Genomic DNA, 14,472 nt, shown 5'->3' with positions numbered 1-14,472 from the left:
GCAAGCTGGCTCCTACGCGGCAGGGGAGGCGCTTTCCCTCACAACTGCAAGCGCATCGACAGATCGACCGCCTTGATGTCCTTGGTCAGGGTGCCGAGTGAGATGTAGTCCACGCCCGTTTCGGCGATCTGGCGCAGGTTGTCGCCGTTGATGCCGCCGGAGGCTTCCAGCTTGGCGCGGCCGGCGGTGCGGCGCACGGCGGTGTACATGTCCTCGAGGCTGAGTTCGTCGAGCATGACGATGTCGGCGCCGGCGGCCAGGGCCTGGTCGAGTTCTTCCAGGTCCTCGACTTCGACCTCCACCGGCTTGCCGGGGGCGATGCGCCGGGCGGCGGCGACGGCCTCGGCGATGCCGCCGCAGGCGGCGATGTGGTTTTCCTTGATCAGGAAGGCGTCGAACAGGCCGATGCGGTGGTTGTGGCAGCCGCCGCAGGTGACCGCGTATTTCTGCGCCAGGCGCAGGCCGGGAAGGGTCTTGCGGGTGTCCAGCAGGCGCACCGGAGTGCCCTCGACCAGATCGGCGTAGTAGCGGCAGCGGGTGGCCACGGCGGAGAGGGTCTGGAGGAAGTTCAGGGCGCTTCGCTCGCCGCTGAGCAGAGCGCGCGCCGGGCCTTCCAGGCTGAACAGCAGCTTGTCGGCGTCGACCCGCTCGCCGTCGGCGACTTCCCAGTGCACGGCGACCCGCGGGTCGATCTGGCGGAACACCTCGTCGACCCAGGCGCGGCCGGCGATCACCGCTTCCTCGCGGGTGATGATGCGGGCGCGGGCCAGGCGGCCTTCGGGAATCAGCTGCGCGGTGATGTCGCCGCTGCCGATGTCCTCGGCCAGGGCGCGGCGGACGTTCGCCACGATTTCGGCGCTCAGATCGGCAAGGATGAGGTCTGGCATGGGGGACTCCGGCAGGTTGGGGTCCCGGATTATAAGACGCGGGCCGTCTCCCGTGCAGTCCTGGCGGCCGTGCCGCGGCGGGGCGTCGCTTGGCCCGGCGGCGCGGCTGCTCTAGAGTGTCGGCTGTTTTCAGGAGAGATGCATGCAGTTCGACCCCTCCACCGGCTGGTGCCAAGGCGTTCGCCATTGCCCGTCGCCGAATTTCAATGCCCGCCCGCACGGCGAGATTTCTCTGTTGGTGATCCACAACATCAGCCTGCCGCCGGGCTGCTTCGGCACCGGCAAGGTGCAGCAGTTGTTCCGCAACTGCCTGCCGGCGGGCGAGCATCCCTATTTCGCCTCCATCGCCGCGCTGCAGGTGTCGGCGCATTTCCTCATCGAGCGCGACGGCGCGATCACCCAGTTCGTTTCCTGCCTGGACCGTGCCTGGCATGCCGGGCAGTCGTGCTTCGAGGGGCGCGAGAACTGCAACGACTTCTCCCTCGGCATCGAGCTGGAGGGTACCGACGAGCTGCCCTACAGCGACGCGCAATACGCCAGCCTGACGGCGCTCACCCGGCTGCTGCGGCAGGCCTATCCGGCGCTCGATGTCCGGCACATCTGCGGCCATGCCGATATCGCCCCCCTGCGCAAGACCGATCCGGGGCCGGCCTTCGACTGGGCGCGCTATCGCAGCGCGCTGTCCGACTCTGGAGATATGCAATGACGTTTCTGGTGCTTCTGCTGGCGCTGCTGCTGGAACGGTTCTCCCGCTGGCGCCTGCGCGTGCAGCAGGACATCTTCTGGCTGCGGCTGCTGGATCGGGTCGAGACGGACCCGGAGCTGGCCGGCGATCCGCGGCGGGCGCTGCTCCGCCTGGTGCTGCTGCCGGTGCTGGCGGTGGGCGGGCTGCTGGCGCTGTTGTCGATTCCGCTCTACGGCTGGCTGACCTTGCCGCTGCATATCTTCGTGCTGATCTACAGCCTGGGACGCGGCGATGTGCTGACCGAATTGCAGCCGTTCCGCGAGGCCTGGCGGCGCGGCGACAGCGAAGCCGCTTGCCTGGTGGCCGAGCGCGACCTGGCGGTGGCGGCGGAGGAGAGCCTGTCGCTGCTGCGCCGGGTGCAGGGCTACCTGCTGTGGCAGGCCTACCAGAGCTTCTTCGCGGTGATCTTCTGGTACGCCCTGCTCGGCCCCGTGGCGGCGCTGGCCTACCGCCTGACGGCGCTGACCGGCGAGCACACGACCCTGCCGCCCCTGCGCGAGCAGTCGGTACGGCTGCGCCAGCTCTTCGACTGGCTGCCGGCGCGCATCCTGGCCGTGAGCTTCGCGCTGGTCGGCAATTTCGCCGCGGTGTTCCGCGTGCTGCGCCATCTGGCGGGCGCCAAGGCCCCGGCGGCGCAGCTGGTGATCGAGGCCGGACGCGCCGCCAACGAAGGGCTGGAGGCGGAGGTGCTGGCCGGCGAGGCGGGGGTGATGACCCTGGACGAGCTGTGGCAGCTGCTGGTGCGCGCCGGGATGCTCTGGTACGTGGTGCTGGCGCTGGCGATCCTGTTCCTCTGAGATCAGCTCCAGCCGAACACTGCGCAGGCGTTGCGCGTGCTGGCCTCGGCCAGGGTGTCCGGCTCGACCTGCATGAGCGCGGCGAGGGCGGTGCAGATTTCCGGCAGATGCTCGGGGCTGTTGCGCTCGCCCGGGTGCATCGACGGCGCCATGTCCGGGGCGTCGGTTTCCAGCACCACGGCCTCCAGCGGCAACTCGGCGACGACCTTGCGCAGACGGTTGGCCTGGGGCCAGGTCGGTGCGCCGCCGAGGCCCAGGCGAAAGCCGAGTTTCAGGTATTCCCGTGCTTCCTCGTGGCTGCCGGCGAAGGCATGGACGATGCCGGCACGGGGCAGGCGCAGGCGCTTGAGGGTGGCGATGGTCGCGGCATGGGCGCGGCGCACGTGCAGCAGCACCGGCAGCTCCAGCTCGGCGGCCAGGTGCAGCTGGGCCTCGAACAGCGTCTGCTGGCGCTCGCGGTCCAGTTCGGCCAGGTAGTAGTCGAGGCCGAACTCGCCGACCGCGCAGAGCCGGCCATCGTCGCGCAGGCGTTGCAGCCAGGCGCCGAGGTCGTCCAGATCGCTCGCACGGTGCTGCTCCAGATAGACCGGGTGCAGGCCGAAGGCGGCATACAGGCCGGGCTCGGCGCAGGCCAGATCCCAGATCCGTTGCCAGTTCGCGCGATACACCCCGGCCAGCACCTGGCGACCGACGCCGAGTGCCCGGCAGCGGGCCAGCACGGCGGCGCGGTCGGCGTCGAAGTCGGGGAAGTCGAGGTGGTTGTGGGTGTCGATCAATCTCACCGGTGGCGGGCTCCTCGGGAAAAGCGGGCTTCTCCCAAGGATATCCCGTCGCCGCGTCCGTGGTTCAGCCTGAGCGCTGCGGGCTGTCCGTCTGCCCGCGGCGCACCTTCAGAGTGCGCGGGATGGCCTCGATGCCGGGCTGGTAGTCGCCCTCGATGGCGCGCAGGGTCCGGTCGAGCACCCGTTCGGCGATGCGGTCGTACTGCTGGGCGATGGTGTTGACGCGCAGCGGCACGAAATCCAGCAGCTGGGCATCGCCGAAGGTGGCCAGGCGCAGCGCGGAGAAGGTTTCCGCCGGGTAGTCGCGCAGGGCCTCGAAGACCCCCTCCAGCAGCACGTAGGAGGTGGTTACCACGGCGTCCGGGCGATCCGCGCCGTCCAGCAGGGCGTGCATCTGCCGGCAACCGCAGGCCCGGCTGAACTGTTCGGCGTGATGCACGCTGACGATCCCGCCGAAGCCCGCCAGGGCCTGGTGGAAGCCGCGCTCGCGCGCCTGGCTGATCGGCAGGGCGCTGTAGGCGTCGATCAGCGCGATGTGCCGCGGCGGCGGTTCGAGCAGGCTGGCGGTGAGCTGGGCGCCGGCCAACTGGTCGTCGCTGACCACCGAGCGGATGTGCGCGGGGTCGAGGGCGCGGTCGACGGCGACCACCGGCAGCCCGCCTTCGACCAGGTTGCGGTACAAAGGATCGTCCTGCGGCAGGCAACTGGCGACGATCAGCGCGTCGCAGCGCCGCGAGCGGAACAGCTCGAGCAGCTGGCGCTCGCTGGCCGGGTCGTCGTCGGAGCTGGCGATCAGCAGCTGGTAGCCGGCGGCGCGGGCGCCCTGTTCGAGCAGCTTGGCCAGGCGCGCGTAGCTGGGGTTCTCCAGATCCGGGAGGATGAAGCCCAGGCAGCGGCTCTGCCCGCGGCGCAGGCCGGCGGCCTGCTGGTCGGGGAGATAGCCGTGCTGCTCGACCACTGCCAGCACGCGCTCCACGGTGGCCGGACTGATGCGCCGCTGGGCGGCCTGGCCGTTGATCACATAGCTGGCGGTGGTGACGGAGACCTGGGCCAGACGGGCGATATCGCTGAGTTTCAAGGTTGCATCCTGGATGACGGCAGGGCTTCAAGGATCGCCCATTATCGGGTAACGTGCCAGTCCATGATGAAACGATTCAGCAGGCGGTCGGGCGGACTATTCTTCCAAGGATGGCCGGACTCGCCTGTGCTCGACGGTGGCTCTTGCCAGAACAGAACAATTAGGAGATTTCCATGCTCGAGTTGAATGCCGCGCAGATTCGCATGGGCCGCAGCGCGCCGGACAAGCAGGCGGCGCTGGCGCTGCTCGCCGAGGGGCTGATCGACGACGGGCTGGTCGAGCCCGGCTACCTCGCCGGTATGCAGGCCCGCGAGGCCCAGGGCTCGACCTTCCTCGGCCAGGGCATCGCGATTCCCCACGGCACGCCGGAAACCCGCGACCAGGTGCGGCGCACCGGCGTGCGCCTGATCCAGTTCCCCGAGGGTGTGGACTGGGGCAACGGCCAGCAGGTCTACCTGGCGATCGCCATCGCCGCCCGCTCCGATGAGCACCTGCACCTGCTGCAGCTGCTGACCCGGGCGCTCGGCGAGGGCGATCTCAGCCAGGCGCTGCGCGAGGCCCGCGAGGCCGAGCAGCTCGTCGCGCTACTGCAGGGCGCGCCGCGCGAGCTGGCCCTGGACAGCCAGCTGATCGGCCTGGGCGTGGCCGCCGAGGACTTCGACGAGTTGGTCTGGCACGGCGCGCGTCTCCTCAAGCGGCCGGCTGCGTGGCCTCCGGCTTCGCCGGCAGCCTGCTGCAGGGCCAGCCGCTGCCGCTCGGCGAGGGGCTCTGGTGGCTCAACAGCGAGCAGGCGGTGGAACAGCCCGGACTGGCTTTCGTCACCCCGGGGCAGCCGCTCAGCCTGCACGGCCAGCCGCTGACCGGGCTGTTCTGCCTGGCCAGCCTGGGCGAAGCGCACCGCCAGCTGCTCGAACGGCTCTGCGACCTGCTGATCGAGGGACGCGGCGCGACCTTCAGCCGGGCCACCTGCAGCCGCGCCGTGCTGGAGGCGCTGGGCGCCGAGCTGCCCGACGACTGGCCGAGCCGGCGCGTCGTCCTGGCAAATGCCCACGGGCTGCACGCGCGGCCGGCCAAGGCGCTGGTCGAAGTCGCCCAGGCCTTCGACGGCGAGATCCGCATCCGCCTGGCCGGCGAAACCGGGCGCGGGGTGTCGGCCAAGAGCCTGAGCAAGCTTTTGGCCCTCGGCGCACGGCGCGGCCAGGAACTCGAGTTCAGTGCCGAGCCGAGCATCGCCGCCGACGCCCTGCCGGCGATCGAGGCGGCCGTACTGTCCGGCCTCGGCGAGAGCATCGAGCCCCTGGCCGTGCAGGACGAGGCGGCGGTGCCCAAGGAGCCCGCCCATGTCTCCACCTTCGTCCGCCCGCAGGCACCGGCGGCCGGGACACGTCTGCAGGCGGTCGCCGCCGCGCCGGGCATCGCCATCGGCCCGGCGCTGGTGCGCACGCCGCTGGAGCTCGACTATCCGCAGCGCGGCCAGGGCATGCTGGTCGAGCTGCAACGCCTGGACAGCGCCCTGGCGCAGGTCACCGCGGATATCCAGCGGCTGATCGACAACAGCACGGAAACCAACATCCGCGACATCTTCATCACCCACCAGGCGATGCTGCGCGACCCGGCGCTGCGCGAGGACGTCAATGCGCGGCTGGCCGACGGCTTCAGCGCCGAAGCCGCCTGGAGCGTGGAAACCGAGGCGGCGGCGCAGCAGCAGGAGGCCCTGCACGATGCGCTGCTCGCCGAGCGCGCCGCCGACCTGCGCGACATCGGCCGGCGGGTGCTGGCCCACCTGTGCGGCGTCGAGACGCCGCGCGAGCCCGACGAGCCCTACATCCTGGTGATGGACGAGGTGGCGCCTTCCGACGTGGCCAGCCTCAACCGCCAGCGCGTGGCCGGCATCCTCACCGCCCGCGGCGGCGCCACCGCGCACAGCGCGATCATCGCCCGCGCCCTGGGCATTCCGGCCATCGTCGGCGCCGGCGAGGGCGTGCTGGCCCTGGCCCAGGGCACCCCGCTGCTGCTCGACGGCGACCACGGCGTGCTGCGCGTCGCGCCGGACGCGCAGACCCTCGAGCAGGCGCGGCGCGAGCGCGAGGCCAACCGGCTGCGCCGCGAGCGCGCCCACGCCGAGCGCCTGCAGCCGGCGGTGACCCGCGACGGCCATGCGCTGGAGGTGGCGGCGAACATCGGCGCCAGTGCCGAAAGCGCCGAGGCGGTCGAGCTGGGCGCCGAGGGCGTCGGTCTGCTGCGCACCGAGCTGGTGTTCATGGACCACGCCGAGGCGCCGGACCGGCACATCCAAGAGGCCGAATACCGCCGCGTGCTCGACGGCCTCGGCGGCCGCCCGCTGGTGGTGCGCACCCTGGACGTCGGCGGCGACAAGCCGTTGCCCTACTGGCCGATGCCGGCCGAGGAGAACCCCTTCCTCGGCGTGCGTGGCATCCGCCTCAGCCTGCAGCGCCCGGACATCCTGGAGACCCAGCTGCGCGCGCTGCTGGCCGCGGCCGACGGCCGGCCGCTGCGGATCATGTTTCCGATGGTCGGCGGCGTCGAGGAATGGCGCATCGCCCGCGACCTGACCCTGAGCCTGTGCGAGGAGATCCCGGTCGCCGACCTGCAGCTCGGCATCATGGTCGAGGTGCCCTCGGCGGCGCTGCTGGCCCCGGTGCTGGCCCGCGAGGTGGACTTCTTCAGCATCGGCACCAACGACCTGACCCAGTACACCCTGGCCATCGACCGCGGCCATCCGACCCTGTCGGCCCAGGCCGACGGCCTGCACCCCTCGGTGCTGCGGCTGATCGGCCTGACCGTCGAGGCGGCGCATGCCGAGGGCAAGTGGGTCGGCGTGTGCGGCGAGCTGGCCAGCGACATGCTCGCCGTGCCCCTGCTGGTCGGCCTCGGGGTGGACGAGCTGAGCGTCTCGGCCAGGGCCGTCGCCCTGGTCAAGGCGCGGGTGCGCGAGCTGGACTTCGCCCACAGCCGGGCACTGGCGCAACGGGCTTTGGCGCTGGAGAGCGCCGGAGCGGTGCGCGACCTGGTCGGGGAGACGCACTGATGGCGCGCGTCCTGACCCTGACCCTGAATCCGGCGCTGGACCTGACCCTGCGCCTCGACAGCCTGCAGCCGGGCGCGGTCAACCGCAGCCAGGCGCTGGTCAGCCATGCCGCCGGCAAGGGCCTGAACGTCGCCCAGGTGCTCGCCGACCTGGGCCACCGGGTGACCGTCTGTGGCTTTCTCGGTAGCGCCAATGCGGCGCCCTTCGAGGCGCTGTTCCATCGCCGCGGCTTTCTCGACGCCTTCGTCCGGGTGCCCGGGGAAACCCGCAGCAACATCAAGCTGACCGAGCACAGCGGGCGGATCACCGACATCAACGGGCCGGGGCCGCAGGTCGAGGCCGAGCACCGCGACGCGCTCTTCGAGCGGCTGGAGCCGATCGTCGCCGGGCACGACGCCGTGGTGGTCGCCGGCAGCCTGCCGCAGGGCGTCGAGCCGGCATGGTTCGCCGTGCTGCTGCGCCGGCTCAAGGCCTTCGGCGTGCCGCTGGTGCTGGACAGCAGCGGCGCAGCCCTGCGCGCCGGCCTGACAGTGGCGCCCTGGCTGGTCAAGCCGAACGAGGAGGAGCTGGCCGAGGCCCTGGGCGTTGCCGCGAGCGAGGCATTGAGCGCTGCGCCGCGCCTGCACGCGCAGGGCGTCGAGCACGTGCTGCTGTCGCGCGGCGCCGCCGGAGTCGACTGGTTCGGCCCGGGCATCGCCCTGGAGGCGCGGCCGCCCGCGGTCGAAGTGGTCAGCACGGTGGGTGCCGGCGACTCGCTGCTCGCCGCGACCCTGCACGGCCTGCTCGAAGGCTGGCCGGCCGAGCGCACCCTGCGCCTGGCCACCGCCGTCGCCGCCCAGGCGGTCACCCAACTGGGTTTCGGCATCCACGACCGGGAACAGCTGACGCGCCTGGAGGCCGGCGTGACGCTCACGCCGCTGGCCTGATACGACACAACAAGAAAAGAGGTTTCTTTTTCATGAATCTGCTGATCGTCACGGCCTGCCCGAACGGCATGGTCACCAGCGTGCTCTGCGCACGCCTGCTGGAGGCGGCCGCCCTGCGCCTGGGCTGGACCACCCGCGTCGAGGTGCATGACCCGCGGGCGATCGGCTCGCCGCTGTCCGAAGCGGACATCGCCGCCGCCGACCTGGTGGTGGTGGTCAAGACCGGCGAGCTGGCGCTCGAGCGCTTCGTCGGCAAGCGCCTGGTGCAGTCCACCCCGTCCGAGGCGCTGCAGGACCCGCAACGCTTTCTCGAAGAGGCCGCCGCGCATGCCGAGCCGCTTCCGCCGCAAGTCGCCGCGCCGGCTGCCGCATCCAGCGCCCAGCCGCGGCTGGTGGCGGTGACTGCCTGCCCGACCGGGGTGGCCCACACCTTCATGGCCGCCGAGGCCCTGCAGCAGGCCGCCAAGCAGCTCGGCTACGCGCTGCAGGTGGAAACCCGCGGTTCGGTGGGCGCGCGCAACCTGCTCGACGAGACGGCCATCGCCGCCGCCGACGTGGTGCTGCTGGCCGCCGACATCGAGGTGGACACCAGCCGCTTCGCCGGCAAGAAGATCTACCGCTGCGGCACCGGCGTGGCCCTCAAGCAGCCGCAGCAGACCCTGCGCCGCGCCCTGGAGGAGGCGGTGCCGCAGGCCGGTGCCAGCCCCGCCGCGGCCGCCGCGCCGGGCAAGGCGGCGGTCCGGAGCGGTCCCTACAAGCATCTGCTGACCGGGGTGTCCTACATGCTGCCGATGGTGGTGGCCGGCGGCCTGCTGATCGCCCTGTCGTTCGTCTTCGGCATCGAGGCGTTCAAGGAGGAGGGCAGCCTGGCCGCGGCGCTGATGCAGATCGGCGGCGAGGCTGCGTTCAAGCTGATGGTGCCGGTGCTGGCCGGCTACATCGCCTATTCCATCGCCGACCGCCCCGGCCTGGCGCCGGGGATGATCGGCGGTCTGCTGGCCAGCACCTTGGGCGCGGGCTTCATCGGCGGCATCGTCGCCGGCTTCCTCGCCGGCTACTGCGCCAGCGCCCTCAGCCGCTGGTTGCGCCTGCCGCAGAGCCTCGAATCGCTCAAGCCGATCCTGCTCATCCCGCTGCTGGCCAGCCTGTTTACCGGCCTGGTGATGATCTACGTGGTCGGCGCGCCGGTGGCCGGCATGCTCGCCGGGCTGACCGCTTTCCTCAACGGCATGGGCAGCACCAACGCCGTGCTGCTCGGCCTGCTGCTCGGCGGGATGATGTGCGTCGATCTGGGCGGGCCGGTCAACAAGGCGGCCTATGCCTTCTCGGTGGGGCTGCTGGCCTCGCAGACCTACGCGCCGATGGCGGCGACCATGGCCGCGGGTATGGTGCCGCCGCTGGGCATGGCCATCGCCACCCTGCTGGCTCGCTACAAGTTCGCCCAGGCCGAGCGCGAGGCCGGCAAGGCCGCCGGCGTGCTGGGGCTGTGCTTCATCTCCGAGGGGGCGATTCCCTTCGCCGCCAAGGACCCGCTGCGGGTGATCCCGGCGAGCATCGCCGGCGGCGCCCTGACCGGCGCGCTGTCGATGTATTTCGGCTGCAAGCTGATGGCGCCGCACGGCGGGCTGTTCGTGCTGGCGATTCCCAACGCGATCAACCATGCGCTCTGGTACCTGCTGGCGATCGTCGCCGGCAGCCTGCTGACCGGGGTGCTGTATGCCCTGCTCAAGCGCGGCGAGACCGCCGAGCTGGCGGCCGCGACGGAGCAGGCGCCGGCCGCCGGCGGCCCGCTCGCCGAGCGGCCGTCAGGCCGGCACGCCTGAACTCAGAGGTTGTGAAAAAATCGAGCGCCGTCGCGAGACCGTCTCCAAGCGTTCGCGGCCAGGCGCGCTACGTGAAAAGCGGGGGAGTTTAGCAAGCTAAATGACCTTGCTTTTCACGTAGCGCAACGCGGCAGCGGGCGTTTGGAGGCGGTCGCAGCAGGCGGGAGTTTTTTCACAGCCTCTCAGTACTGGACCGCCTGGGTCAGGCCGCCGTCGACCAGCAGGCTGGTGCCGGTGGTGAAGCTGGCGGCCGCGCTGGCCAGAAACAGCGTGGCGTTGGCCACTTCCTCGGGCCGCGCCATGCGGCCCATGGGGTTCATCGCCAGGCACTTGGCGAAGAGTTCCGGCTGCTCGCGCTCGATCTGGCCCCAGACGCCGTCCTCGAAGTAGACGTTGCCCGGCGAAACCACGTTGACCCGGATGCGCTGCTCAGCCAGGCGCAGGGCCAGGCCCTTGCCGTAGTGGATCAGCGCCGCCTTGAGCGCGCCGTAGGGTTCCGCGAACAGGTCGATCTGCCGGCCGGAGACGCTGGAGATGATCACGATCGCGCCCGCCTCGGACTGCTGGAGCCAGGGCAGGGCGGCGTTGACCAGGCCGACGGTGCCGAGCAGGTCGGTCTCGAAGGCCTGCCGCCAGGCCGACAGGCTCTGCCCGCCGGCCAGCGCGCTGACGTTGGGCACGACGATGTCGATTCCGCCCAGGCGCGCCGCCGCGTCCTTCACCCACTGCTCCAGCGCCGCGCTGTCGGTGACGTCGACGGTCTGGCCGAAGGCGCGTTCGCCGAGCTCCCGTTCGGCCTGCGCCACGCCCTGCGGGTCGCGGGCGCAGAAGGCCACGCGCGCGCCTTCGCGCAAAAAGCCTTCGACGATGGCGCGGCCGATGCCACGGGTGCCGCCGGTGACCAGCACGTTTCGATTCTGCAATTGAAGGTCCATGGACTTGCTCCTTGAGTGGGGGGATTGGCTCGCCGGGGCGAACGCGAGGGCGTAGAAGTAGCATGCCAGAGCGGTTCGACAAGGCCTGGCAGCCTTTGTGCGGGGAGGGCGGCGGGAGGTGCGGAGCCGGCGGGCCGGCTCCTGGGCAGGGGCCTCAGTGATGCTCGCGGGTGGCGCGGAATTTCACCTCCGGCCAGCGCTCTTCCATCAGGCTCAGGTTGACCCGGGTCGGCGCCAGGTAGGTGAGGTGGCCGCCGCCGTCGATGGCGATGTTCTCGAAGGCCTTGACCTTGAAGTCCTCGAGCTTCTTCTTGTCGTCGCACTCGATCCAGCGCGCCGACCAGACGTTGATCGCCTCGTAGGCGCACTCGACCTTGTATTCCTCCTTCAGCCGGCTGGCCACCACGTCGAACTGCAGCACGCCGACCGCGCCGAGGATGATGTCGTTGCTGCGCTCGGGGAAGAACACCTGGGTGGCGCCTTCCTCGGCCAGCTCCTGCAGGCCCTGGCGCAGCTGCTTGGACTTCAGCGGGTCCTTCAGGCGCACGCGGCGGAACAGCTCCGGGGCGAAGTGCGGGATGCCGGTGAAGCCGAGCACCTCGCCCTCGCTGAAGGTGTCGCCGATCTGGATGGTGCCGTGGTTGTGCAGGCCGATGATGTCGCCGGCATACGCCTCTTCCAGCTGCTCGCGCTCGCTGGAGAAGAAGGTCAGCGCGTCGGCGATCTTCAGGTCCTTCTTGATCCGCACGTGGCGCATCTTCATGCCCTTCTCGTACTTGCCCGAGCAGATGCGCATGAAGGCGATGCGGTCGCGGTGTTTCGGGTCCATGTTCGCCTGGATCTTGAACACGAAACCGGTGAACTTCTCCTCGGTCGGCTCCACCACCCGCTCGTGGGCGGCGCGCGACAGCGGCTGCGGCGCCCAGTCGACGATGCAGTCGAGCACCTGGTCGACGCCGAAGTTGCCCAGCGCGGTGCCGAAGAACACCGGGGTCATCTCGCCCTTGAGGAAGGCCTCGCGGTCGAACGCGTGGCAGGCGCCCTGGACCAGCTCCAGCTGCTCGACGAAGCCGTCGTAGAGGTCGCCCAGGTGGGCGCGCGCCTCGGCCGAGTCCAGGCCCTGGATCACCGGCACCTCGATGCGCTCGTGGCCGTGGCCGGGCACGTAGACGATGATCTTGTCCTCGGTCAGGTGGTAGACGCCCTTGAAGTCCTTGTAGCAGCCGATCGGCCAGGTGATCGGCGCGGCCTTGATCTTCAGCACCGCCTCGATCTCGTCGAGCAGCTCGATGGGGTCGCGGATGTCGCGGTCGAGCTTGTTGATGAAGCTGACGATCGGCGTGTCGCGCAGCCGGCAGACGTCCATCAGCGCGATGGTCCGCGGCTCGACGCCCTTGCCGCCGTCGAGCACCATCAGCGCCGAGTCCACCGCGGTCAGGGTGCGGTAGGTGTCTTCCGAGAAGTCCTCGTGGCCGGGGTGTCGAGCAGGTTGATCATGTGCTCGCGGTAGGGGAACTGCATCACCGAGGTGGTGATGGAGATGCCGCGCTGCTTCTCCATCTCCATCCAGTCGGAGGTGGCGTGGCGGTCGGACTTGCGCGATTTCACCGTGCCGGCCACGGCGATCGCCTGGCCCATCAGGAGCAGCTTCTCGGTGATGGTGGTCTTGCCCGCGTCGGGGTGGGAGATGATGGCGAAGGTACGGCGCTTCGCGACTTCGGCGGCCTGGGTGGTCATGAATTCGTGCCTGGGAGGATGCGGTGGCGGGCGGGGAGAGCCCGGAAAAGCGCGGAATTATACCTGAAACCGGGCGCCGGCCAGCCCGTGCCGACACCGCCCGGTCGGCTGGCCGGGCAGGGAACGTCGGGCGCTCATGCCGGTCTGTCAGGACGGGGGCGGGTGCGAGCAGCACTCGCTGCCGTGCGTTTCCCCGTTCGCCGGGCCGTTCGGAATTTCGAATGTTTTCGTTGCCGATACCGGATATTTGCGGGTTGGACCAAGGAGGGGGGACAAAGCGGCAATTTAGGGTTGATCTTGCCCCCCCTTGGTCCTAAAGTTCGCGGCCGAACGTCCATGCTGGAAACGATCCATCCGGCTCAAGTACTGACGACGAGACAGCAAGGTCAACCCGTGTCCCCGGTTGACCTTTTTTGCTTTCGGCGACATGCCTTGGGAAGTAGGCGAACCAAAGTGGGGAAACTGATCAGGCGTTCGTGTAACCCCTTTTTCCATCCTTTCCGCGTTTTGCCATTGGAGTCCGTGCATGTCGATCAAGATCGAAGACTACTACCCACCTGCCACCTTCCAGCGCATGAAGGCCTTCGCCGACAAGCAGGAAACCCCCTTCGTCGTCATCGACACCGAGACCATCGCCAACGCCTATAACGAGCTGGGCGACTGCTTCCCCTTCGCCCGCATCTACTACGCGGTGAAGGCCAACCCGGCGGTGGAGATCATCCGCCTGCTGCGCGACAAGGGTTCGAACTTCGACATCGCCTCGATCTACGAACTGGACAAGGTGCTGGCCGAAGGCGTCGGCGCCGAGCGCATCAGCTACGGCAACACCATCAAGAAGGCCAAGGACGTCCGCTACTTCTACGAGAAGGGCGTGCGCCTGTTCGCCACCGACTCCGAGGCCGACCTGCGCAACATCGCCAAGGCCGCGCCGGGCTCGAAGATCTACGTGCGCATCCTCACCGAGGGCACCGCGTCGGCCGACTGGCCGCTGTCGCGCAAGTTCGGCTGCCAGCCGGACATGGCCCTGGACCTGCTGATCCTCGCCCGCCAGCTGGGCCTGGTGCCCTACGGCGTGTCCTTCCACGTGGGCAGCCAGCAGCGCGACATCGACGTCTGGGACGCGGTGATCGCCAAGGTCAAGGTGATCTTCGAGCGCCTCAAGGAAGAGGACGGCATCGAGCTGAAGATGATCAACATGGGCGGCGGCTTCCCGGCCAACTACATCACCAAGACCAACAGCCTGCAGACCTACGCCGAGGAGATCATCCGCTTCCTCAAGGAGGACTTCGGCGAGGAGCTGCCGGAGATCATCCTCGAGCCGGGCCGCTCGCTGATCGCCAACGCCGGCATTCTGGTCAGCGAAGTGGTGCTGGTCTCGCGCAAGTCGCGCACCGCCGTGGAGCGCTGGGTGTACACCGACGTGGGCAAGTTCTCCGGCCTGATCGAGACCATGGACGAGGCCATCAAGTACCCGATCTGGACCGAGAAGAAGGGCGAGATGGAGGAGGTGGTGATCGCCGGCCCGACCTGCGACAGCGCCGACATCATGTACGAGAACTACAAGTACGGCCTGCCGCTCAACCTGGCCAGCGGCGATCGCCTGTACTGGCTGTCCACCGGCGCCTACACCACCAGCTACAGCGCCGTGGAATTCAACGGCTTCCCGCCGCTGAAGGCCTTCTATATATAAGATCCGCCTGCCCGCGAAACAAC

Annotated in this window: 9 protein-coding genes and 2 pseudogenes; 6 read left to right on the top strand and 5 right to left on the bottom strand. The window is 69.7% G+C overall.

What is annotated here, in order from left to right; all coding sequences use genetic code 11:
* Positions 1-38: 38 nt before the first annotated feature.
* Entirely contained in the window at positions 39-887 is an 849-nt protein-coding gene (gene nadC / locus Atro_RS08025) for a carboxylating nicotinate-nucleotide diphosphorylase (RefSeq protein ID WP_497927156.1), read from the bottom strand.
* A 142-nt stretch (positions 888-1,029) separates the two neighbouring features.
* Between nadC and ampD the strand changes: the two genes are divergently transcribed.
* Together ampD and ampE are read left to right on the top strand one after the other, a co-directional pair.
* The gene (gene ampD / locus Atro_RS08020) at positions 1,030-1,593 is read left to right on the top strand and encodes a 1,6-anhydro-N-acetylmuramyl-L-alanine amidase AmpD (protein WP_497927155.1); all 564 of its coding nucleotides are present in this window, start codon (positions 1,030-1,032) and stop codon (positions 1,591-1,593) included.
* Positions 1,590-2,429 (top strand): regulatory signaling modulator protein AmpE, encoded by an 840-nt coding sequence (gene ampE / locus Atro_RS08015; RefSeq protein WP_497927154.1) that lies wholly within the window; start codon positions 1,590-1,592, stop codon positions 2,427-2,429. The genes ampD and ampE overlap by 4 nt, the downstream gene beginning before the upstream one ends.
* 2 nt (positions 2,430-2,431) lie before the next feature.
* Here ampE and Atro_RS08010 read toward each other — a convergent pair whose 3' ends face one another.
* A complete protein-coding gene (locus Atro_RS08010; protein ID WP_497927153.1) occupies positions 2,432-3,211 on the bottom strand; it encodes a TatD family hydrolase in 780 nt (259 codons plus the stop codon).
* Positions 3,212-3,275: 64 nt separating this feature from the next.
* Positions 3,276-4,289 (bottom strand): catabolite repressor/activator, encoded by a 1,014-nt coding sequence (cra, locus tag Atro_RS08005; protein ID WP_497927152.1) that lies wholly within the window; start codon positions 4,287-4,289, stop codon positions 3,276-3,278.
* Between the two features lie 173 nt (positions 4,290-4,462).
* On the opposite strand from cra, the pseudogene ptsP reads away from it, so the two are divergent.
* From ptsP to Atro_RS07990, 3 genes and pseudogenes are all read left to right on the top strand, one after another.
* Positions 4,463-7,338, top strand: a pseudogene (ptsP, locus tag Atro_RS08000) (phosphoenolpyruvate--protein phosphotransferase).
* The gene (gene pfkB, locus Atro_RS07995; RefSeq protein ID WP_497927151.1) at positions 7,338-8,264 is read left to right on the top strand and encodes a 1-phosphofructokinase; all 927 of its coding nucleotides are present in this window, start codon (positions 7,338-7,340) and stop codon (positions 8,262-8,264) included. The pseudogene ptsP and the gene pfkB overlap by 1 nt, the downstream one beginning before the upstream one ends.
* A 32-nt stretch (positions 8,265-8,296) precedes the next feature.
* The gene (locus tag Atro_RS07990; protein WP_497927150.1) at positions 8,297-10,087 is read left to right on the top strand and encodes a PTS fructose-like transporter subunit IIB; all 1,791 of its coding nucleotides are present in this window, start codon (positions 8,297-8,299) and stop codon (positions 10,085-10,087) included.
* A gap of 182 nt (positions 10,088-10,269) precedes the next feature.
* Here the strand turns inward: Atro_RS07990 and Atro_RS07985 are convergent, their stop codons facing one another.
* Together Atro_RS07985 and Atro_RS07980 are read right to left on the bottom strand one after the other, a co-directional pair.
* Positions 10,270-11,022, bottom strand: a complete 753-nt coding sequence (locus tag Atro_RS07985) for an SDR family NAD(P)-dependent oxidoreductase (RefSeq protein WP_497927149.1) — start codon at positions 11,020-11,022, stop codon at positions 10,270-10,272.
* Positions 11,023-11,176: 154 nt separating this feature from the next.
* A pseudogene (locus tag Atro_RS07980) lies at positions 11,177-12,759 on the bottom strand (peptide chain release factor 3).
* A 526-nt stretch (positions 12,760-13,285) separates the two neighbouring features.
* On the opposite strand from Atro_RS07980, the gene Atro_RS07975 reads away from it, so the two are divergent.
* Positions 13,286-14,449, top strand: a complete 1,164-nt coding sequence (locus Atro_RS07975; protein ID WP_497927148.1) for a type III PLP-dependent enzyme — start codon at positions 13,286-13,288, stop codon at positions 14,447-14,449.
* Positions 14,450-14,472 lie beyond the last annotated feature (23 nt).

Source organism: Azotobacter tropicalis (genome assembly GCF_059739045.1).
Note: the sequence above shows the minus strand (reverse complement) of the source record. Positions and strands in the feature narration are given on the sequence as shown.

What these genes read in the sequence shown, in the direction of transcription:
- nadC (WP_497927156.1), bottom strand. Translation starts at nt 887, where the DNA reads ATGCCAGACCTCATCCTTGCCGATCTGAGCGCCGAAATCGTGGCGAAC.
- ampD (WP_497927155.1), top strand. Translation starts at nt 1,030, where the DNA reads ATGCAGTTCGACCCCTCCACCGGCTGGTGCCAAGGCGTTCGCCATTGC.
- ampE (WP_497927154.1), top strand. Translation starts at nt 1,590, where the DNA reads ATGACGTTTCTGGTGCTTCTGCTGGCGCTGCTGCTGGAACGGTTCTCC.
- pfkB (WP_497927151.1), top strand. Translation starts at nt 7,338, where the DNA reads ATGGCGCGCGTCCTGACCCTGACCCTGAATCCGGCGCTGGACCTGACC.
- Atro_RS07990 (WP_497927150.1), top strand. Translation starts at nt 8,297, where the DNA reads ATGAATCTGCTGATCGTCACGGCCTGCCCGAACGGCATGGTCACCAGC.
- Atro_RS07985 (WP_497927149.1), bottom strand. Translation starts at nt 11,022, where the DNA reads ATGGACCTTCAATTGCAGAATCGAAACGTGCTGGTCACCGGCGGCACC.
- Atro_RS07975 (WP_497927148.1), top strand. Translation starts at nt 13,286, where the DNA reads ATGTCGATCAAGATCGAAGACTACTACCCACCTGCCACCTTCCAGCGC.